This window comes from Paraclostridium sp. AKS73 (assembly GCF_025671395.1).
GTDB lineage: Bacteria > Bacillota > Clostridia > Peptostreptococcales > Peptostreptococcaceae > Paraclostridium > Paraclostridium benzoelyticum.
On record NZ_JAIXHU010000051.1, the window covers coordinates 1 to 18,822 of the forward strand.

Annotated in this window: 28 protein-coding genes; 2 read left to right on the forward strand and 26 right to left on the reverse strand. The window is 27.4% G+C overall.

Annotated elements, in window-relative coordinates:
* The 12 genes from LEQ07_RS22705 to queG form a co-directional block, all read right to left on the reverse strand.
* Positions 1 to 110, reverse strand: a 110-nt coding sequence (locus tag LEQ07_RS22705) for a SpoIVB peptidase S55 domain-containing protein (protein WP_334307518.1), incomplete at its 3' end; no start/stop codon positions are given.
* A 228-nt stretch (positions 111 to 338) separates the two neighbouring features.
* Entirely contained in the window at positions 339 to 1,367 is a 1,029-nt protein-coding gene (locus LEQ07_RS18060) for a BMP family lipoprotein (RefSeq protein WP_046822136.1), read from the reverse strand.
* A 215-nt stretch (positions 1,368 to 1,582) separates the two neighbouring features.
* Positions 1,583 to 2,053 carry a tRNA (uridine(34)/cytosine(34)/5-carboxymethylaminomethyluridine(34)-2'-O)-methyltransferase TrmL gene (gene trmL / locus LEQ07_RS18065; RefSeq protein WP_021431704.1) on the reverse strand — a complete coding sequence of 157 codons (471 nt, stop codon included), beginning with the start codon at positions 2,051 to 2,053 and terminating at the stop codon, positions 1,583 to 1,585.
* Positions 2,054 to 2,158: 105 nt separating this feature from the next.
* Positions 2,159 to 2,434 carry a G5 domain-containing protein gene (locus LEQ07_RS23255; RefSeq protein ID WP_442952441.1) on the reverse strand — a complete coding sequence of 92 codons (276 nt, stop codon included), beginning with the start codon at positions 2,432 to 2,434 and terminating at the stop codon, positions 2,159 to 2,161.
* Positions 2,431 to 3,525, reverse strand: a complete 1,095-nt coding sequence (locus LEQ07_RS18070; RefSeq protein WP_263331725.1) for a VanW family protein — start codon at positions 3,523 to 3,525, stop codon at positions 2,431 to 2,433. Before LEQ07_RS18070 ends, LEQ07_RS23255 begins: the two co-directional genes overlap by 4 nt.
* 2 nt (positions 3,526 to 3,527) lie before the next feature.
* A complete protein-coding gene (locus LEQ07_RS20280; RefSeq protein ID WP_317852117.1) occupies positions 3,528 to 3,674 on the reverse strand; it encodes an endonuclease III domain-containing protein in 147 nt (48 codons plus the stop codon).
* The gene (locus LEQ07_RS20285) at positions 3,671 to 3,841 is read right to left on the reverse strand and encodes an endonuclease III domain-containing protein (protein ID WP_317852118.1); all 171 of its coding nucleotides are present in this window, start codon (positions 3,839 to 3,841) and stop codon (positions 3,671 to 3,673) included. The genes LEQ07_RS20280 and LEQ07_RS20285 overlap by 4 nt, the downstream gene beginning before the upstream one ends.
* A 53-nt stretch (positions 3,842 to 3,894) precedes the next feature.
* The gene (locus tag LEQ07_RS22710) at positions 3,895 to 4,137 is read right to left on the reverse strand and encodes an endonuclease III domain-containing protein (protein WP_317852123.1); all 243 of its coding nucleotides are present in this window, start codon (positions 4,135 to 4,137) and stop codon (positions 3,895 to 3,897) included.
* A 270-nt stretch (positions 4,138 to 4,407) separates the two neighbouring features.
* A complete protein-coding gene (locus LEQ07_RS18080) occupies positions 4,408 to 4,629 on the reverse strand; it encodes a hypothetical protein (RefSeq protein ID WP_263331726.1) in 222 nt (73 codons plus the stop codon).
* Entirely contained in the window at positions 4,611 to 6,137 is a 1,527-nt protein-coding gene (locus LEQ07_RS18085) for a Lon protease family protein (protein WP_317852119.1), read from the reverse strand. The genes LEQ07_RS18080 and LEQ07_RS18085 overlap by 19 nt, the downstream gene beginning before the upstream one ends.
* Before the next feature lie 17 nt (positions 6,138 to 6,154).
* On the reverse strand, positions 6,155 to 6,610 hold the full coding sequence (locus LEQ07_RS18090; RefSeq protein WP_263331727.1) for a Lon-like protease helical domain-containing protein: 456 nt from the start codon (positions 6,608 to 6,610) through the stop codon (positions 6,155 to 6,157).
* A gap of 99 nt (positions 6,611 to 6,709) precedes the next feature.
* On the reverse strand, positions 6,710 to 7,603 hold the full coding sequence (queG, locus tag LEQ07_RS18095; protein WP_263331728.1) for a tRNA epoxyqueuosine(34) reductase QueG: 894 nt from the start codon (positions 7,601 to 7,603) through the stop codon (positions 6,710 to 6,712).
* A gap of 65 nt (positions 7,604 to 7,668) precedes the next feature.
* Between queG and LEQ07_RS18100 the strand changes: the two genes are divergently transcribed.
* A complete protein-coding gene (locus LEQ07_RS18100) occupies positions 7,669 to 8,073 on the forward strand; it encodes a RusA family crossover junction endodeoxyribonuclease (protein ID WP_263331729.1) in 405 nt (134 codons plus the stop codon).
* 29 nt (positions 8,074 to 8,102) lie between these two features.
* Here LEQ07_RS18100 and LEQ07_RS18105 read toward each other — a convergent pair whose 3' ends face one another.
* The 12 genes from LEQ07_RS18105 to LEQ07_RS18150 all read right to left on the reverse strand — a co-directional run bounded on the left by LEQ07_RS18105 (position 8,103) and on the right by LEQ07_RS18150 (position 16,334).
* Positions 8,103 to 9,098 carry an aldo/keto reductase gene (locus tag LEQ07_RS18105; protein WP_263331730.1) on the reverse strand — a complete coding sequence of 332 codons (996 nt, stop codon included), beginning with the start codon at positions 9,096 to 9,098 and terminating at the stop codon, positions 8,103 to 8,105.
* A gap of 116 nt (positions 9,099 to 9,214) precedes the next feature.
* Positions 9,215 to 10,054, reverse strand: coding sequence for a deoxyribonuclease IV (locus LEQ07_RS18110; protein ID WP_263331731.1), 840 nt, complete (start codon positions 10,052 to 10,054; stop codon positions 9,215 to 9,217).
* Between the two features lie 75 nt (positions 10,055 to 10,129).
* The gene (locus LEQ07_RS18115) at positions 10,130 to 10,693 is read right to left on the reverse strand and encodes a winged helix-turn-helix domain-containing protein (protein ID WP_263331732.1); all 564 of its coding nucleotides are present in this window, start codon (positions 10,691 to 10,693) and stop codon (positions 10,130 to 10,132) included.
* Positions 10,694 to 10,773: 80 nt separating this feature from the next.
* On the reverse strand, positions 10,774 to 11,691 hold the full coding sequence (glsA, locus tag LEQ07_RS18120) for a glutaminase A (protein ID WP_046821526.1): 918 nt from the start codon (positions 11,689 to 11,691) through the stop codon (positions 10,774 to 10,776).
* 95 nt (positions 11,692 to 11,786) lie between these two features.
* Positions 11,787 to 12,935 carry a uridine kinase family protein gene (locus tag LEQ07_RS18125; protein ID WP_317852120.1) on the reverse strand — a complete coding sequence of 383 codons (1,149 nt, stop codon included), beginning with the start codon at positions 12,933 to 12,935 and terminating at the stop codon, positions 11,787 to 11,789.
* A gap of 127 nt (positions 12,936 to 13,062) precedes the next feature.
* Positions 13,063 to 13,224 (reverse strand): hypothetical protein, encoded by a 162-nt coding sequence (locus LEQ07_RS20295; protein ID WP_317852121.1) that lies wholly within the window; start codon positions 13,222 to 13,224, stop codon positions 13,063 to 13,065.
* 90 nt (positions 13,225 to 13,314) lie between these two features.
* Positions 13,315 to 13,437: a hypothetical protein gene (locus LEQ07_RS20300; protein WP_317852122.1), complete on the reverse strand. Its 123-nt coding sequence runs from the start codon at positions 13,435 to 13,437 to the stop codon at positions 13,315 to 13,317.
* A gap of 54 nt (positions 13,438 to 13,491) precedes the next feature.
* The gene (locus LEQ07_RS18130) at positions 13,492 to 13,824 is read right to left on the reverse strand and encodes a TIM barrel protein (protein ID WP_317852124.1); all 333 of its coding nucleotides are present in this window, start codon (positions 13,822 to 13,824) and stop codon (positions 13,492 to 13,494) included.
* A complete protein-coding gene (locus tag LEQ07_RS18135) occupies positions 13,794 to 14,234 on the reverse strand; it encodes a hypothetical protein (RefSeq protein ID WP_263331733.1) in 441 nt (146 codons plus the stop codon). The genes LEQ07_RS18130 and LEQ07_RS18135 overlap by 31 nt, the downstream gene beginning before the upstream one ends.
* Positions 14,235 to 14,243: 9 nt before the next feature.
* On the reverse strand, positions 14,244 to 14,777 hold the full coding sequence (gene lepB / locus LEQ07_RS18140; RefSeq protein WP_046821523.1) for a signal peptidase I: 534 nt from the start codon (positions 14,775 to 14,777) through the stop codon (positions 14,244 to 14,246).
* Entirely contained in the window at positions 14,761 to 15,591 is an 831-nt protein-coding gene (locus tag LEQ07_RS18145; protein WP_046821522.1) for a hypothetical protein, read from the reverse strand. The genes lepB and LEQ07_RS18145 overlap by 17 nt, the downstream gene beginning before the upstream one ends.
* Before the next feature lie 14 nt (positions 15,592 to 15,605).
* Positions 15,606 to 16,334, reverse strand: a complete 729-nt coding sequence (locus LEQ07_RS18150) for a PrsW family intramembrane metalloprotease (protein WP_084821880.1) — start codon at positions 16,332 to 16,334, stop codon at positions 15,606 to 15,608.
* A gap of 114 nt (positions 16,335 to 16,448) precedes the next feature.
* On the opposite strand from LEQ07_RS18150, the gene sleC reads away from it, so the two are divergent.
* Positions 16,449 to 17,720 (forward strand): spore cortex-lytic germination protein SleC, encoded by a 1,272-nt coding sequence (gene sleC / locus LEQ07_RS18155; RefSeq protein ID WP_046821520.1) that lies wholly within the window; start codon positions 16,449 to 16,451, stop codon positions 17,718 to 17,720.
* Positions 17,721 to 17,755: 35 nt separating this feature from the next.
* On the opposite strand, the gene LEQ07_RS18160 is transcribed toward sleC, so the two are convergent.
* The gene (locus LEQ07_RS18160; RefSeq protein ID WP_263331734.1) at positions 17,756 to 18,202 is read right to left on the reverse strand and encodes a DUF3298 and DUF4163 domain-containing protein; all 447 of its coding nucleotides are present in this window, start codon (positions 18,200 to 18,202) and stop codon (positions 17,756 to 17,758) included.
* Positions 18,175 to 18,822, reverse strand: a 648-nt coding sequence (locus LEQ07_RS18165; protein WP_263331735.1) for an RsiV family protein, incomplete at its 5' end; no start/stop codon positions are given. The genes LEQ07_RS18165 and LEQ07_RS18160, both read right to left, overlap by 28 nt.

Sequence of the window (18,822 nt, forward strand, 5' to 3'; positions counted from 1 at the left end):
TGTATTATAGGTGCTCCACTCATTCCTTGAACTATACCTCCAGTATAATTTATCAATCTCTTATCTACTACTTCAATCACCATATCTTTATCATCTTTTGTTATTATTATTTATTTTATGTTATTCTAAATATTTATGTTATTTTTTGATAAATCCTCTTTATTTATAAAAATTTTTTAATATTTTTTTAATTATTTAATTCACCTTAATATAAGAAATTCATTTTAAATCTAATTTACATTTATTTATCTAAAACAATTTATTTAAATTTTTATCATAGTTAATTTGGACAAAAAAAAGACTAGCCTAGCTAGCCTTTTTTTATTAAATTAATTTAATTATTTTACATCTTTCATTGTAGCTGGAACTTTTATTTCTCCACTCTTAATTTTGTCACCTTGTTGGTTAACAAATTCTAATATATCAGGAGCTACATCTTCTTTTGTAGTATCTGCTATTCCAACTCCATCTTCATTTAGCCCATAAACAGTTACTTTTCCACCATTGAACTTACCATCAACTAAGTTTTTAACAGTATCATAAACACCAACATCAACTCTCTTTATAGCTGAAGTCATAACAGTTTCTGGTGCAACACTATTTTGGTCTCTATCAACACCTATAGCTTTTTTACCAGCTTCTTTAGCCGCTTCTATAACTCCATTACCAGTATCACCTGATGCATGGAATATTATATCTACATCATTAGATATCATCTGATTAGTTATAGATTTACCTTTTGCTGGATCAGCAAAACTATTTGCATATTGAGATATTACTTCAGCTTCTGGTTTTGCAGCTTTAACTCCTGCTGTAAATCCTGCTTGGAAAGTTTCAATTACTGGACCTTCCATTCCTCCAACAAATCCTACTTTGTTAGTTTGAGTAAGTTTCCCTGCTACTAATCCTACTAAGTATGATGATTCTTCTGCCTTAAACATTATACTTTCTACGTTTTTAGGCGGTTTACCACCGAAATCAGCATCTATTAATGCAAATTTTTGATCTGAGTAAGATTTTGAAGCATCACCTATAGCCTTTTCCATTTTAAATCCAACACCTATTACTAAGTCAGCTCCATCATCTATTGCTGTTTCTATATTGTTAGCGTAATCTGATTCTTGCTTAGACTCTATGTACTTAACATCTACTCCTAAGTCCTTTTTAGCTTTTTCTAGACCTTCCCATGCACTTTGGTTAAAAGATTGGTCATTTACTCCACCAACGTCAGTTATCATAGTTACTTTTACTTTGTCATCCCCACCTGAATTGCTGTCTTTTGAATCTTTAGAAGGACTACATCCTACTAACATCGATCCTGTTAATACAGTAACAAGACCTATAGACAATAACTTTTTAAGTTTCATAATTACCTCCTATGAACATCTTTCTTATAATTTCTTACCATAAATTTTACACTATATGTAAAATATTTTCTACATTTAATTTTAATTTTATTCACTTTTTTTAATATTTAGTGTATACAATTTAAAAAAATAAGAAGATAGGAAAACTTTATCATAATCACAATAAGATTTCTTACCTTCTTTTCTAACCTATTTATCAGTATATAGTATACACTTTATCTTAAATTAGGATATCCTATTTGTCTTAGCGCTTCAAATAATACTATAGCCACAGAATTTGATAAATTTAAAGATCTAGCTTTTTCTATATCAACCATAGGTATTCTTATTGCAGTTTCTAAATTATCCATTATTAAGCTTTCAGGTAATCCTTTAGTTTCTTTTCCAAACACTATAAATGAATTTTCTTCATATTTTACATCTGAGTGTGTTTGTTTAGCTTTAGTTGTTGAGTAAAAGAATTTAGCATCTGGATTTTGTTCTCTTACTTCATCAAAACTATCATAATATTTGATTTCAACTAAATCCCAATAATCTAAACCTGCTCTTTTTAGATATTTGTCATCCATACAAAAACCTAATGGTCTAACTAAGTGAAGAGTTGTCCCGGTTGCAGCGCAACTCCTTATTATATTTCCTGTATTTTGTGGTATTTCAGGTTCTACCAATACGATGTTTAAAGACATACGTAACCCTCCTTAACATTTTATAAATCTAATTATATCAAAAGTTTTCATTTCTAAAAACTTATAAAAAAATAAAATAATATAAATCTCCTTACATTAGAAGATTTATATTATTTCAGAGTTCAAGTTTTTGCTTGTATCCACCTTTTTCTTTGTTCCCTTTATTAAAACTTTATCTTTAGGAGGGTAGTAGCTTTCATTAATTAATTCTTCATTTATAGAAGATCCATCTTCATTTTTATAAACCCTGTATGTTTTTACTTTGTATCCATTTCTGCCTTTGCTTTCTATTCTAGTTTCTCCTTCATATAAAGCTTTACTTTCTTTTTCTATAGTTTTAGGCTTTATAATTCCTGATATATCAGTTCTTATATCTACTATTTTTTATCATTTTCATTCCCATATATATTAGTTATTATTTTATTATCTCTTATCTCATTTTTTATTAGAATAGGACTTTTATAATTATTTTTAAATATTAAATCAATATTTCCATAAGATACAGTAGCATCTCTTCCTTTTTCTATATATCCACTAGGTATACTATGATTTCTAGCCTGTACGATTTCAAGTCCTGAGTATAGTGCAGCATTATATACAGTACTAGACACCTGACATATTCCTCCACCCATTCCTAATTGCATTTCTCCATTTACTATTATAGGCGCGCTCTTAAATCCTTGTTCTGTACTTCTTTTACCTATGATATTATTAAATGAAAACTCTTCATTATAGTCTATCAATACATTATTTATTTTATTTATAGCTAATTTTATATTACTAACTCTATTTTGATTTTTAGAGTTAAATTTTGTTTCATATTGGCCTAATAATGTATTTATATTTGCCAACTTCTCATAAGTATATTTTGGATTTATAATTTCTGTATATATATTAATATTTACAAATTTTTTATTTTTTATATTTTTATCAATTTCACTAAGTAAAGCTTCTTTCTTTAAATTAACTCCATAGACCTCTTTACTAATATTAAAATTGTTATTTTCTACTGTTATATTAGCATCGACTGGTGTAATATCTATTTCGTTAGCTAGGTTGTTTATATATTCATTTAATTTTGCTTTATCATATTCAGTATCAATATTTAATTTTATACTTTTACCTATACTTAATTTAAATTTTGTTTTTATATTATTAAAAAAGTCACTATCTCTACCTATGTTAATAGCTGTATTTACAGCATCCTCTACTTTAAATTTAAAGTTAATTTCATTTAAAGATAGATTATATTTCTTATCTCCATAAAATAATTCTATAGAATCTTGCTTATATAGAGAGTTATTTAGTTTTTTTATCGCATCATTTTCTGTCAGTCCCGAGACATCAATATTTTCAATATATATATTTTTATAGATTTTACTTTCTTTGCTCATACAATAAGATTTATACGTCAATCCAAAACAATATAGCATAACTAATGTTACTAAGAAAAATATTTTATGTCTCTTCAATTTTAGTCATTCCCTTCTTTATAATAGTCACAGTATTCAACTAATGGGCATATATTACATTCTGGTTTTCTTGCTTTACAAACTCTCCTTCCATGAAAAATTATTAAATGATGTGCTTTTGACCATCTTTTTTTCGGTAAAACTTTCATAAGTTCAAATTCTGTTTTTCAGGAGTATCAGTTTTTACCAACCCAATTCTATTAGATACCCTAAATACATGAGTATCTACAGCAATTGCATCAACTCCAAAAGCATTACTTAGTACTACATTTGCAGTTTTTCTTCCCACTCCAGGAAGTTTTGTCAATTCTTCCATATTATCAGGTACTTGACCACCATAGTTAGAGCACAGCAATACTGATGTTTCTTTTATTTTTGAGCTTTGCTTTTATATAGCCCACAACTTTTTATTTCCTCACTAATTTCAAATGTATTAAGTTTAGCAAATTCTTCAGCTGTATTATATTTTTTAAACAGTTCAGCTGTAACTTTATTAACCCTGACATCAGTGCATTGAGCAGATAATACAGTTGCAATTAGAAGTTCAAATGGAGTTGTATAATTTAATTCACACTCTGCATTTGGATATGTTTCTTCTAATATATCTAATATTTTTTATATTTTCTCTATTTTTCTTTTTTACTTTTACCATTTTTAATTCCCCCTTGTTGTAATTTTACATATATAATATATAACAATTTTAAACATAATTTAAACATATATAAAATTATAATTATTAAGTTTTCTATCTATTTACTTATATTATTTATCAAAACAAAACAATATATATACTATAATTATATTTATTATCTTGTAATATTTTGTTATTTGACCAAAATAAAGGAACTGCAGTAAAAATGCAGTTCCTTTATTTTTTATTCTCTAATTCACTATATTTTTTAATTTTTCAATAGCTAAACTTTTAACTTCTTCAAAAGTTTTATCTGTCAATATTTCTATAGCCTCTTCAATTCTATCTATAGGATATATATGAAATCTACCTTCATTTATAGCATTTCTTACTTCTTCAACAAGAACTAAATTTCTAAGGTTATTCCTTGGTAATATTACACCTTCACTTCCTGTTAAACCTTTTTCTTGCATGCATAATAAAATCCTTCTACTTTTTCAGTAACTCCACCTACAACTTGTATATCTCCTTTTTGATTTATAGAACCAGTTGCACCAATATTTTGTTTTATAGGAACACCACTTAATGATGATAACATTGCATAAAGCTCAGCTCCGGATGCACTATCTCCATCTACACCACCATAGTTTTGTTCAAAGCATATATTTGCATTAAGTGATAAAGGAAATTCCTGTGCTAAATTTTCTAGTAAAAATCCATTTAATATAAGGACACCCTTACTGTGTATAGGTCCACTCATTTCAACTTCTCTTTCTATATTTACAATTCCAGAACTTCCAGGTGCTGTAGTAACTGTTATTCTACAAGGTCTTCCAAATGAGTACTCACCCATATTTAAAACTGATAATCCATTTATAACCCCAACTTTAGATCCATTTGTTGATATTAATGTAAATCCATTTTCTATAGATTCATCCATTTTCTTTTCTATTTTACTAAATCTTTCTCTTCTCTCTTTAATTGCTTTTAATACATCTTCTTTATCTACATATTTAGATCCTCTTATTTTTGAATAAGCATCTCCTTCTACTAAAATCTCTACAATTTTATTAAATTTAGTTGATAATTTTTCTCTATTACCTGTTATCCTAGTACTATACCTAACGACTTGCTCTACACCTTCATAAGTAAAATGATTTAAATTGTTACTATTACAATATGAAGCTATAAAGTTTGCCAATCTAGTTTCATTATAATCATTTTTCTTCATTTCATTGTCAAAGTCTACAAATATTTTAAAATACTTATTAAACTCAGGATCATAGTTGTATAATAAATTATACATATAGTTATTTCCTATAAGCACTACTTTTATGTTAACAGGTATCTTTTCTGGCTTTATAGCTGTTTGTGTATCTAAAGTTATTTCACCTTGTTGTATTGTTTTTTTAAGTATATCCCAAGATAAATTGTATCTCAGAAGTTGATCTACATACAGTACTAAGTAACCCCCATTAGCTTTATGCACTGCACCTGGTAACAACTTAGTGAAATCTGTTTTTACAGTACCATTATAGTACTCGTATTCCGCCTTCCCAAATAAGTTTGCTGGACTTGGGTTTATTTCAACAACTACAGGTGCCCCACATCTATCTAATCCATTATCTACCAACAAGTTCACTTTATATTTTGTAAAGTGTTCTTTATCGTACTTTTCTTTCAAATCTTCTTCATCCATATAGAATAAGTACACATATTCTAAAATATCATTTTTAGTATCATCTAAATACTTTCTTACTTTTTCAAAGTCTCCATATCTTTCAAGCAAACTATCTATATGTGGATCTACTATATATTTCCCTACTTCATATTCTAAATCTAAAAGAGCTTCTTTTGCATCTTCTTCTATATCTTTAATTTTATATGCAATTTGTATAGCTGCATTTTCTAATTCCTTTTTAACTTTATAAAATTCTTCAGAAGTTGTATCTACCTCTTCATCTTGTGGCGTGAAAATCATGCCTACCTTACTATTTTTTAATTTAAATCCTTTTTCTTCTCCATACTTCTTAATTTTTTGGAGTAAGTTTTCTTTTTCAATTTCAAATCATCTAATAATTCATTTTTGCTTATTTCAAATTCTTCACTTTCGAATGCATCCTTAAGTTCATCCAATAAACTCTCTATTAACTTTTCCATATCTTTCTTAAACAATTTACCCATACCTTTATCCAGTGCAATAGCTATAGGTTCTCTGCTGTTCTCAAAGTTGTATACATAGCACCAGTCTTTATGATCATTTTTATTTTCTGCATGCATTTTTAAAGCACTAAGTACATAAGTAGTTTTCCCTGTTCCACTATCCCCAGCTACAAAGATGTTATATGCAGGATTATCTATTTTAAGTCCAAGCTCCATAGCTTTTGTTGCATTTTCTTGCCCTATTATCTCATTTAAGCCCTCTAGTTGAGAGGTATTAGCATATCTAGCCATATCCATCCCCCTTTAAAATTCCTTTTTATATAATATGTTTCTATCTACTAAATGTTAAGTAAAAAAATAAAAAACTTCTAACTGTACAAGTTAAAAGTTTTATCTTTCTAGTATTTCAATATTTCTTTGTATTATCTTTTTACCTCTCCAACTAAAAGCTTTTTCTTTATATCTTCTTCTAAATTCTTTGTTTGATATATTATTTATTTCTTCTTCTTTTAAATTGTATATCAATTCTTCTTTGAATTCCTTAATATTTGTTTTTGAGATACTTATGTTATGTGGGCATACATCTTGGCATATATCACATCCAAATATTTTTTTATTATTTTTCAATGCAATTTTTTCATCTTCACTTAAATCTTCTTTTTTCTGAGTTACATATGATAAACATTTTTTAGGATTCATTTCAAAGTCACCTAATATAGCTTTTCCAGGACAAGATGTTATACATTTTCCACATTTAACACACGATTTTTCGCTTTTTTTATCTGGTTCAAAATAATAGTTATTTATTATATATCCTATAAACACAAAAGATCCATACTCATCAGTTATTATATTGTTATTTATTCCATAATACCCTATTCCACTTATACTTGCTAAATATCTATCTACTAACGGTCCATTATCTGCAAATATCATATATTGAAATCCTTCAGTTTCACTATCTATATAATCTGCAATTTGTTGTAATTTTTCTTTTACAACTATATGATAATCCTTTCCATAACAATACTTTGATAAATTAGAATCTACTACGTCTTCAACAAAATATGGAAAAGCACATACGATTATACTCTCTGCATTTTCCATGCTAGCTCTCGGATTAATTCTTTTATCCACAGATGGTTCTTCCATTCCTGTTATAAAATCTTTTTTTGTTCTATCTTTTATAATATTTTCTAAGTCGTAATAAGGTCCAATTCCTGCTATCCCTACACAATTAATTCCTATACTTTTACAAAATTCTTTTAATTTATTCTTATCCATAAATTTTCCTTTCATTAATTTCTATTTACATTTATAATAACTAAGGTATAAAGGATGTGGTATATATGATAAAGTTAACAATTCCAGGGAGACCAATAAGTAAATCCAATTTTAAACTTCACAATATTCATGGTCAATCATGGATGCCATCTAAAGGAAAGCACTCTAAATACTTAGCATATGAAAATATGATTGCTGGATATATAAATACACAATACGATGGTCCTTGCATAGAAGAGGATCTTATAACTGTATTAAAATTATATTTTCCAAATAAAAAAATGGGTGATTTACATAACTATCCTAAAAGTATATGTGATGGAATAGAAAAAAGTGGTATTATAAAAAATGACAAACAACTAAAACCAGTTCTTTTGTTTGATTCTATAGATAAGGAAAATCCAAGAGTAGAAATAGAGTTATATCCTTTGTCTGAGTATAAAGTTGACTATACTATTACTAGAAAATAGTATATCCCCCCTTTAATAGGGGGATTTTTTTACCCTAAAATATTTGATACGTCTTTTAGCATTTCTCTGATAGGTAATTCATATGGGCACTTATTTTCGCACTTACCACATTCTATACAATTAGAAGCATTTACATCTAAACTTTTATATCTATCTTTTGACCACTCTTTTAAGTTGTATCTACTATAATATCCTTCAAGTAAAAAATTCATAGGTATATTTATCCCTACAGGGCAAGGCATACAGTATTCGCAACGTCTACAAAATCTATTCCCTAATTTTTCTATAATGTCTTTTATCTCTAAATTTTCTTCATCAGTTATATTAAGATTTTTTAAAACTGATGTATTTTCAATAACTTGATCTACACTATCCATACCTGGTATAACTACATCTATATAGTCTTTAGATAATATATATTTTATAGCTAATTTTGCATTGTCAATAGCTCCTCCAGCAAGAGGCTTCATTACTATTACCCCTATCCCATTTTTATTAGCTTCTTTAAATATTTCATCAGCTTGATCTTCTACTATATTATACGGAAACTGAATTGTATCAAACTTACCACTATTTACTGCTTTTTTTATTGTATCTATACTGTGACTCGTTATTCCTATATGATTTATTTTTCCTTCTTCTTTACATTTTAAAAGAGCTGCATAAGCCATATCATCATCAAATATTTCATCATATTCATCTGGCTTTAAATTGTGAAGTTGGTATAAATCTATATATTCAGTTTTAAAATTATTTAAACTTATATTTACATCTCTTATCATATCATCATAGCTTCTAGACATACTTTTAGTAGCTAATATAAATTTGTCCCTTTTACCTTCAATTGCATTCCCTATGTACTCTTCACTTATAGTATATCCTCTGGCTGAATCTATAAAGTTTATTCCTTGATTTATAAGTTCATTTATAACTAAATTTGTATCTTCTTGAGTTATTCTTTGTATTGGAATCCCTCCAAACCCAACTCTATTTAATTCAATATTAGTGCTTCCTAATTTTCTCATAAATCATCCCCCAATTTTATTTCATTTTTTTGTTTTCCTAAACAATTAATTTGCATTTTTATAAATTAAGACGATACTTTCTAAATATCGTCTCTTATTTTATATTATATATGATTTTATTGTATTTGTTTTATAATATCTTTTATCATTTCAATTTCTCTTTTATGCCCCTCATCTTCTAATGGAGTTTCTAAGAAAAACGGTAAATGTCTTAACTTAGGATGAGTAATAAATCTTATTATTGCATCTAATCCTATCTCACCTTCTCCAATACAAGCATGTCTATCTTTTTTCGCTCCAAAAGGCATCATGCTGTCATTAAGGTGGACTGCCTTTAATTTATCTAAACCTATAATATTATCAAAATCATCTAAAACCGAATCTAAATCATTAACAATATCATATCCAGCTGAAAATACATGACAAGTATCTAAACATACGCCTAGCCTTTCATTATGTTCAACCTTATCGATTATAGCCTTTACCTGATCAAAACTAAACCCTATTTCAGTTCCCTTTCCAGACATTGTCTCAAGTAATACTACTATATTTTCATTTCCAGTTATAGCTTCATTAAGCGCATTAGCTATTTTATCTATACCTGTATCTACGCCTGATCCAACATGGCTACCTGGATGAAAACACATATATTCTATTCCTAAAGAATCCATTCTCTGAATATCTTCTTTTATAACCATTCTTCCAAATTCATAAACTTCCTCTTTTGCACCAGCTAAGTTCATTGTATATGGGGCATGTGCTAATAGTGGGCCAAATTTATTATCTTTTCTTATTTGTTGAAATTTCATTATATCTTTTTCATCAAAAGATTTAGCATTACCACCTCTTGGATTTCTACTAAAAAATTGAAATGTATTAGCTCCTATATTTATAGCTGTGTCTGCAGCTTTTGCAAAACCTTTTGCTATCGAAACGTGTGGTCCTATTACTATCAATATGTTCCCTCCTAAATTTTATATTCATTTATAATATACCCAAAAAAATAAGCATCAACAAATTTTGTTGATACTTTATGCTTTACATTTTTCATCTAATGGTATCGTTATTAATGCTAAGTCGTATTTCATCTCAGATTCATCATGTTTTCTATTTAATACAATCTCATTAATTTTTTCTTCTATGGTATTGGCTAACTCTTTTATTTCACTTTTACTTAAACAAACTTGATTATAATTAGCTATGTACTCGCTATCTATATCATTTTCTTCTATAGCTTTATAAAAAGAGTTACTCATATTTTCAAACTTCGATATGCATATATCCCCCATATTTTTATTTCCTGCATCACTATTAAAATTTAAAGCATTCTTCCCTATAACAATATGCTTAGCTGTAGGATAATAATACTTCTCAACAATTCCTGATTTAACCTTCTCTTCTACTAAATCTAAAACCCCAACCTTATACAAAGTCTTTATGTGGTAATTTATCTTTGCATGCGGCTCATCTAATAATTGAGATAGTTGTTTTGCTGACAACGGAATTGATTTAAACGCATTCAAAATATCTATCCTTCTCGGATGTGCAATTGCTTTTATGCACTCTAAATCTCTTAGTACTAAAACTTCTTTCATTCCCCCACCACCCATAAAAATATTTAATTATATAAATAATTATATATTATCAAGTCGTAATTGTCAAAAAATTCTCTATTTTAGAATATATTTATTTTATACTGTTCACTTAAAGATTGTAATATCTTTATCCCCGCAATACTATTGCCTTTTTTGTCAAGAGCAGGGCCGTATATTCCAATTCCCATCTTTTTAGGAACTGAAGCTAATATTCCTCCTCCAACACCTGATTTTGCAGGAATCCCAACTTTTATTGCAAATTCTCCAGATGCATCGTACATTCCACACGTTACCATAAATGTCTTAACTATACGTGATATTCTTTCATCTATAAGTCTTTCTCCCGTTTCAATATCGACTCCATAAGATGCTAAATTAACTCCTATTCTTGCTAAGTCTATACAGTCAATTTCTATAGAACATTGCTTGAAATATAAGTCTAAAACTTCTTCTACATCACCTTCTATAAATCCATCATTTTTTAAAAGATAAGCCATAGCTCTATTTCTATCTCCTGTTAACTTCTCCGATTCATATACATCATAATTTATTTTTAAATTATCATTTTTAGCTAGTATTCTAAAAAAGTTTAACATCTTTTCTTCTTTTTCTTTAAGATCCTTTCCCTTTATCATGGAAGTTGTAACTATAGCTCCTGCATTTATCATAGGATTACAAGGCTTCTTAGATTCTTTCGTTTCTAATTTCATAATAGAGTTAAATGGATCTCCACTAGGCTCCATTCCAACTTTTGAAAACACATACTCCCAATCATTCTCGCTAAGTACTAAAGCTAATATTATAGGCTTAGATATACTCTGAATTGTGAACTTTTTATCAAAATTTCCAGCCGTATGAATTTCATTGTTCATATCAATCATACATATTCCTAAATCATCTTGTCTTGCGTTTTTAAGTTCCGGTATATAAGTTGCTACATGTCCATAATTTGTATATTTTCTGTTATCCTCAAGTATTTGTTCTAATACATTTTCCATACACATTCCTCCTTATTTTTTAATAACGTCACAATATTATAAATAATATAATACAAAAAATCCTGGGTTTATGTCAACTTCCCAGGATTCCAAGTCTAATCAACAATTCGACTACCTCCAATAAACTCTCTAATTATAGATGTCGGAGGTATATCTAATTCATCATCTAACTCTACAAAATATTGTAAAAACTTTAATATTCTATTAGACTCTATAAACGCTTCGTTGTCATCTTCAATTTGTTCTAAAAGTGGTTTTGCATATTTTTTTAAAACCGCTAACTCATATAAACAAGCTGAGTTAAACATTATATCAGCTTCTTCTTGATAAGGGAATATATTTTTATCTTCTCCTCTTCTTACTGACCACCAATTTAAAATAGTTTTTTCAGCGCTATATCCTCTAAAATTGTAGTCTCTAACTATTCTTCTTATAAGTCTTAAGTCTGTTGTTGGTATTCTATTATGGTTATCTAAGTTTATTTGAGTAAGAACACTTATATATATTTTAAATTTATCCTTATCATCTATACTCTGTGTTAGCATCGGATTTAATGCATGTATACCTTCTAAAATAATAGGTTGGTCTTTTTCAATTTTTAAAGTTTTTCCACTAAATTCTCTTTTTCCTGTTTTAAAGTTGAATTTTGGGAGTTTAATTTCCTCACCTTTTAATAATTTTTCTAAATCACTATTAAATAACTCTAAATCTATCGCATATATAGATTCAAAGTCATAGTTTCCAAACTCATCTAAAGGGGTAGCTTCTCTGTCAACAAAGTAATCATCTAATGAAATAGGAACTGGATGCAAGTTATTAACTTTTAATTGTATAGATAATCTATGTGCAAAACTTGTTTTTCCAGACGAAGATGGTGCAGCTATCAATATAACTCTTTTATTGTTTTCTTTTATTATATCTGCAATTTGAGATATCTTCTTTTCATGCAAAGCTTCAACTATACTAATTATTTCTCCATATTTTTTATTTTCTATAGCCTCATTTAAACTAGCAACCTTGTCTATTCCAATAAGTTCTGACCAAACTTCTGACTCTTTATATATATTAGAAAGCTTTGGTTGAGGTACAAAGCTCTGAGGTTCACTTTTGTTTTCTTTACTTGGTCCTAATATAACTACTCCCGATTGCCATTTTTTTATATCAAAAGTTTTAACATGGCTAGTAGACGGTAACATATGACCATAAAAATGATTTATATATCCACCGCATTTATATAATTTCACATCTTCATATTCTTTATACTTTAATAATTCTGCCTTTACATTTTTATTACTTTTTTAAGTATTTTTATTGCTTCTTCTTTATCTGTAACAATCTTTTCTATTTTTAAATCAGATTCTATTATACTTTTTACTTTCGTCTTGATTTTTCTATATCTTCTTCTGTAACTTCACTTTTATTGTTTTTTATTTCGCAGTATAATCCATTTGATAATGAGTGCTCTATTGTAACCTTACACCCATTAAAAATTTCTTCACATGCTTTTATGAAAACCAAAGATAACGTTCTCATATAAACTCTCATTCCATCTGGTTTAGTTGTATCAATTAATTCTAAATCGCAACCTTTATCTAAAGTACTGTTTAAGTCTTTTAATTTATTTTATTTTCCTATTGTTACTATACCCTTATATTCATTACTTAAATCTTTTGCTATTATAGCTAAAGCTACATCTTTAGGATATTCATAATTTTTATTATTAATTTTTACATTTATATTTTCCATAAATCTTTCTCCTATCCTTTAATATGTCTATTTATAAAGTTAGAACGATTTATTTTACATAAACCGTTCTAATACTTTTATAGATTCATCTATATCTTCATATTTAATTTCCAAAACTGCATATTGAACCTTCATAGACATTAAATCTTTTAAACCTTCTAAGTTCAAAATTCCTTTTCCAATTCCAACATGCAAATCTTCTTTACCATCATTATCACTTAGGTGCATTAAATTCATTTTAGAACCTAACGCATCTAAAAAGCAGTCTGAATTTATTAAGTTATGACCTGTATCATAGCAAAACTCAATATTATCTATATTATTTAATATATATTCAAATTCATTTACGGTTGTTCCTATATTACATATATCTCCACCATTGTATATGTATTTTCTATAAAAACATGTTTATTTTTTAAGTTTATTGACTGTAGAAACTTTATAGAATTATCTAAATACTTTTTCTTATTTTTCTTAAATCTCGAATTTATTACATATCCTAAGTGCATATTAAAATATTTTATATCAAGTTCTTTTAATTCTAAATTAATTTCATATATAAAATTTACCCATGAATTTCTTATATATTCTATATTTTCGCAAGTATTCAGCTCCATAGGCAAGTGGATCCCTACGCTTATGTTATTTCTTTTAAATTCATCTTTATATAATAGAACCTTTTTACATTCAATTAAATTGTCTATACCTATTTCTATATGATTTATATTTTTATTTGTTTTACATATATAAATAGCACTATCTATTTCATTAACTAAAGCAGATATTCCTAATTTCATCTTAAACTCCTATGAAACTTTACCAATTTTATTAAAAGGTAATAATCTAATCACAACTTTACCCATTATATCACTTTCTTTTACTATCCCAACATCAGGATCTCTACTATCCATACTATTACCTCTGTTGTCTCCCATTGCAAATATATATCCTTTTGGAATAGTTGTGTCTATTTCACCTTCAGTTTTTTGACCATGTATATATGGTTCATTTTGAAGCTTTCCATTTATATACACATCTCCATTTGTAATCTTAAGATGGTCACCAGGAATACCTATAACTCTTTTTACTAAATCTTTTTCTTTTCCATTAGCTTGCACTAAATCAGATTTAAAAACTATAATATCTCCTCTTTGAGGCTCTTTGTGATTATAGGCAACTCGATTTATTATTAAATAGTCTTTTTCCTCAAGTGTTGGATACATTGATGATCCTTGTACTAATGTAGGTCTAACAAAGTGAGTTATTACAAGTGCTATTACTAGTGAGGTAACTATAATTTTTATCCATTCTATTATTTCCTTTTTAACATTTGCGCTCAAATTCACCATCTCCTCCATGTTCTACATACTTAGATAAGAGTTCTATAACTATATCGTTTATATGTTCATACTTTTTAGTATTTATTCCCAAATCTAAAAGTTCACAAGCCTTTATCAAGTCATATACGACTTCCATAGGACTGCCATAAATTTTTTCAATATCTTCCTTACTTACACCTCTAAATCCATGGCCTACAGGACTTTCATTTCTAAGCCTTATTAAATTTTCAAGTTTTTCACTATTTAGTATTTCAAGAACTCTGTCCATCCTTTTAGTTTGTTTTAGATATCTTTTTATATACTGAGTTACACCATGTATAAGATTACCATTATATATATTATACTTCTTTTTTAGTGTATATAGTATATTTTTCTTAGACACCATATTTCCATGCATTGATACAGTATACCTTTTACCTTCTTTCGTATTAACAAATATATATTTAAATAAAGCTTCTTTTAATCTATATAACCTTCCTAAAAAATCTATATATTCTTCATTAATAATTTGAATTTTTATATTTTCAATTAACTCTGATAATATATCTTCTGGTTCACCTTTATTTAAATTTTCTAAATTAGTTATAAGATTTTTAATTTCTTTTCTATCTAACATTTGCTCACTTAAATTTTTAGTAAGTTTAAGTGCTGTTTTAAAGTCAAAGTTGGTTGCATATTTACACGATTTCAATAAATAATATAAATCTCCACTCTCTATTCCACATTCAATTAATATATCTAAAACACCATCATAATCACATCTTTTCAAGAACTTAGATATTACTAGTTCCTGACTTTTGTTTATATAACTCATAAAATCACTCCTATTTATTTTTTATGTTTATTTTTCTTTAATCTTAAAAAACGCCTTCTCGCATAATCTGTGTATTCATCTAATTTATCTAAACTTATTTTCCATAGATAGATTAAGTAAATAACAAAACTTATAGAAGCCCATGTAGTTTTTATCATAGCTAAAATATCGAATACTCCATGTAAAACTATAGGTATTAAAATAAGCTTAACTAAAAATACTTTTCTTACTTTAGGCTTATCTAAATTAAACTTATACATAGATAAGTAATATCCCATATTTATTGCAAATAAAACATGTGCAGGAATAGATATTACAGCTCTAGCTAATCCAATTTGTAATAAATTTAATTGATTCCCGTGAAAAATATAAATAAGATTTTCTATTGTAGCAAATCCAAGAGTTGTAAATATACTATAAACTATTCCATCCAGCTTTTCTGTATAATGCCTACTTCTTAAAGTATAAGGAATCAAAATCATAACTTTTAAAATTTCTTCTGTTGCAGCTGCTACTACAAATGCAGTGTAGATTAAGTTTAAATGCGAATTATCAATCTTAGCTTTAAGTAATATATCTTCAATAGCTATTGCAGGTATACTTATCAATGTACCTATAAAAAATAATCTTATAAGCACCTTTATAGGTTCTTTATCGTATTTATCTTTTATATATATCCATATTAAAATCGCTATTGTAGGCGCTAGGGATATTATTAGTAAGTCTAATTTCATTTTTTGCATTACCTTTCTTTTTTATCATTCATATTATATTATTTCCAAATATCTTAACAAAATAATACTTTTATTCATACTATGTATAGATAAGTTGATTTTATATAAGAAAGGAGTTTTTTTATGCAAGATGGTTTTTTAACTGTTAGCGTGGTAGACAGCACTACTAACTTTCCAGTTGTAGGTGCAAACGTAAATGTATACTCCGTTGGAGATGACAACAAAGCCTCGACAGTAATTTATCAAAATTTAAAAACTGATATCTCCGGTCAGGTTGTAGGTTTAAATCTAGCTGCTCCAGATTTAATATATTCTCAACAACCAAGCGATGTAAGACCTTACAGCCAATATATAGTAGAGGTTATCAAAGATGGATACGAAACAATTATAATTAATGGTACACAAGTTTTGGCAACGGTTATAGCTCAGCAAGGCATACAGATGGTACCTCGTCAAAGAAGTAAACGTTCATATAGTAGACAAAATGAAATAGTAGTAGATATAGGAGCTCATACATTGTGGGGAACTTATCCTCCTAAAATTCCTGAAAGTGACTTAAAGCCGATTCCACCTCCAACAGGATTCGTTGTTTTAGATAATCCAGTAGTTCCTGAATTTGTAGTTGTCCATGATGGATTACCTGAAAATAAAAATGCCTCTAACTATTGGGTATATTTTAAGGACTATGTAAAAAATGTTGCTTCTTCAGAAATTTATTCTACATGGCCAACGGAAACAATACTGGCTAACGTAATAGCAATTGTCTCATTTACATTAAATAGAGTTTTTACTGAATGGTATAGAAGTAAAGGATACTCTTTTACGATTACATCAACTACTGCTTATGACCATAAATATATTCATGAGAGAAATGTATTCGATACTATAAGCATTGCTGTGGATGAAGTTTTCAACACTTTTATAAAAAGACCTCCAACTGCTAGGCAACCTCTCTTAGCTCAATATTGTGATGGTAATAAATCTCAATGTCCTGGTCAAATGACACAATGGGGAAGTAAAAATTTAGGAGATCAAGGACTTAGTTATGAAGAAATTTTAAGAAAATTTTATGGGGAAAGTATAATACTTGAAAAAGCTCCAATAGTAAGCGGAGTTCCTGTTTCCTTCCCTGGTGAAGCTCTTAAAATTGGGTCTACAGGTAAAGATGTTAGAACTATTCAAAATCAATTAAACGCTATATCTAAGGGATATCCTGCAATTCCTAAAGTTAAAGAAGATGGAGTATTTGGTCAAGATACCGCAAACTCAGTTAAGGTATTTCAAGGTATATTCGGATTGCCTCAAAGTGGAATTGTAGATTTTAAAACATGGTATGAACTTTCTAGGGTTTATGTTGCAGTTACAAAAATAGCTTCTTTAAATCCAACAATTTAATCGAAAAATTTAAATAGTGTAGTAACATTACTACACTATTTAAATATATTTATATATTTTTCATTTAAAATGTGATTTATTTTATCTGCACTTATTCTAAACTCTGGAATTCCACCTGCAAAAGGAGCTATTTCATATAAATCAAAATATATTACTAGATTATCATCTTGAATGTAAAATTTTTGATTTTCAGAAATTGACTTAAAACTGTATTCTTGTTTATTTTCTTTTATTTCATCCCTTATTAAACCATTTATAACATTCTTATAATCTGAGTTTTCTTTGAATAAATCTTTTAAATTTAAGTTTTGGCCGTTTTCTATAAATATATTATAAGATCCATTCTCATAATATCCATGAGCGCCTCCACTATATTGATAAATAGTAACGACAATACTTAACATTGAGTCACTATTTTTCTTAACATCAAAGTCTACATTGTATATATAAGGAGTTATATATTCTTTAGGTGTATTTTCCAAAAATTTTTAGCTTCTTCTTCTGCTTTAAAATATCCATCCATTATATCATTTTTTATAAGTTCATTTATATTTTTCTCAATATTTTTATTTTCAGTTATTATAATTGGTACATTTATTATACTATTTAAATATATATTGTTTTTAGTTATAGTTTGAGTGTCTATTTGTGCCACTATTGGGTTTGTATTTATGTCTTTTATCTTGTTATTAAATACTGTAACTGGAATTTTAAAATCATAAATGTTTTTTCTATCACTAATTTGATATGGATTAAAATATACACATATACCCTCATTAGTTATATAGTAGTTAGTGTATTTATCTATTTTAATTCTATTTTTATCTATTTCTATATTTTTTCTTTTTATATCATTAATAATATAATTTTCTATTGTGTCTTTATAATCTTGATTGTTTTTTAAAAAATTATCTAGATATATTCTCTGTCCTGTTTTAAGATCAAATACATAACTATCTTTTATTCTTTCATATTTTTTATTCTTTATATATATATCTTTATAGATAAGAATATTTAAAACATTTTTATCTTCAAATACTACATGATAATTTATATCTATTTTTTCTTCCTTTATAATTTTTAGAAATATCCTTTTTTTTGT

Bases quoted from the DNA above. Each gene is read 5' to 3' on its own strand.
- queG (WP_263331728.1), bottom strand. From the start codon at position 7,603: ATGGATAAGAATAAATTAAAAGAATTTTGTAAAAGTATAGGAATTAAT.
- LEQ07_RS18115 (WP_263331732.1), bottom strand. From the start codon at position 10,693: ATGAAAGAAGTTTTAGTACTAAGAGATTTAGAGTGCATAAAAGCAATT.
- trmL (WP_021431704.1), bottom strand. From the start codon at position 2,053: ATGTCTTTAAACATCGTATTGGTAGAACCTGAAATACCACAAAATACA.
- LEQ07_RS18085 (WP_317852119.1), bottom strand. From the start codon at position 6,137: ATGATTTTCACGCCACAAGATGAAGAGGTAGATACAACTTCTGAAGAA.
- LEQ07_RS20295 (WP_317852121.1), bottom strand. From the start codon at position 13,224: ATGAGAACGTTATCTTTGGTTTTCATAAAAGCATGTGAAGAAATTTTT.
- LEQ07_RS18150 (WP_084821880.1), bottom strand. From the start codon at position 16,334: ATGCAAAAAATGAAATTAGACTTACTAATAATATCCCTAGCGCCTACA.
- LEQ07_RS18135 (WP_263331733.1), bottom strand. From the start codon at position 14,234: ATGAAATTAGGAATATCTGCTTTAGTTAATGAAATAGATAGTGCTATT.
- LEQ07_RS18090 (WP_263331727.1), bottom strand. From the start codon at position 6,610: ATGGCTAGATATGCTAATACCTCTCAACTAGAGGGCTTAAATGAGATA.
- LEQ07_RS20285 (WP_317852118.1), bottom strand. From the start codon at position 3,841: ATGGAAGAATTGACAAAACTTCCTGGAGTGGGAAGAAAAACTGCAAAT.
- sleC (WP_046821520.1), top strand. From the start codon at position 16,449: ATGCAAGATGGTTTTTTAACTGTTAGCGTGGTAGACAGCACTACTAAC.
- LEQ07_RS20280 (WP_317852117.1), bottom strand. From the start codon at position 3,674: ATGAAAGTTTTACCGAAAAAAAGATGGTCAAAAGCACATCATTTAATA.
- LEQ07_RS20300 (WP_317852122.1), bottom strand. From the start codon at position 13,437: ATGGAAAATATAAATGTAAAAATTAATAATAAAAATTATGAATATCCT.
- glsA (WP_046821526.1), bottom strand. From the start codon at position 11,691: ATGGAAAATGTATTAGAACAAATACTTGAGGATAACAGAAAATATACA.
- LEQ07_RS18105 (WP_263331730.1), bottom strand. From the start codon at position 9,098: ATGAGAAAATTAGGAAGCACTAATATTGAATTAAATAGAGTTGGGTTT.
- LEQ07_RS18060 (WP_046822136.1), bottom strand. From the start codon at position 1,367: ATGAAACTTAAAAAGTTATTGTCTATAGGTCTTGTTACTGTATTAACA.
- LEQ07_RS18145 (WP_046821522.1), bottom strand. From the start codon at position 15,591: ATGAGTTATATAAACAAAAGTCAGGAACTAGTAATATCTAAGTTCTTG.
- LEQ07_RS18100 (WP_263331729.1), top strand. From the start codon at position 7,669: ATGATAAAGTTAACAATTCCAGGGAGACCAATAAGTAAATCCAATTTT.
- LEQ07_RS18080 (WP_263331726.1), bottom strand. From the start codon at position 4,629: ATGCAAGAAAAAGGTTTAACAGGAAGTGAAGGTGTAATATTACCAAGG.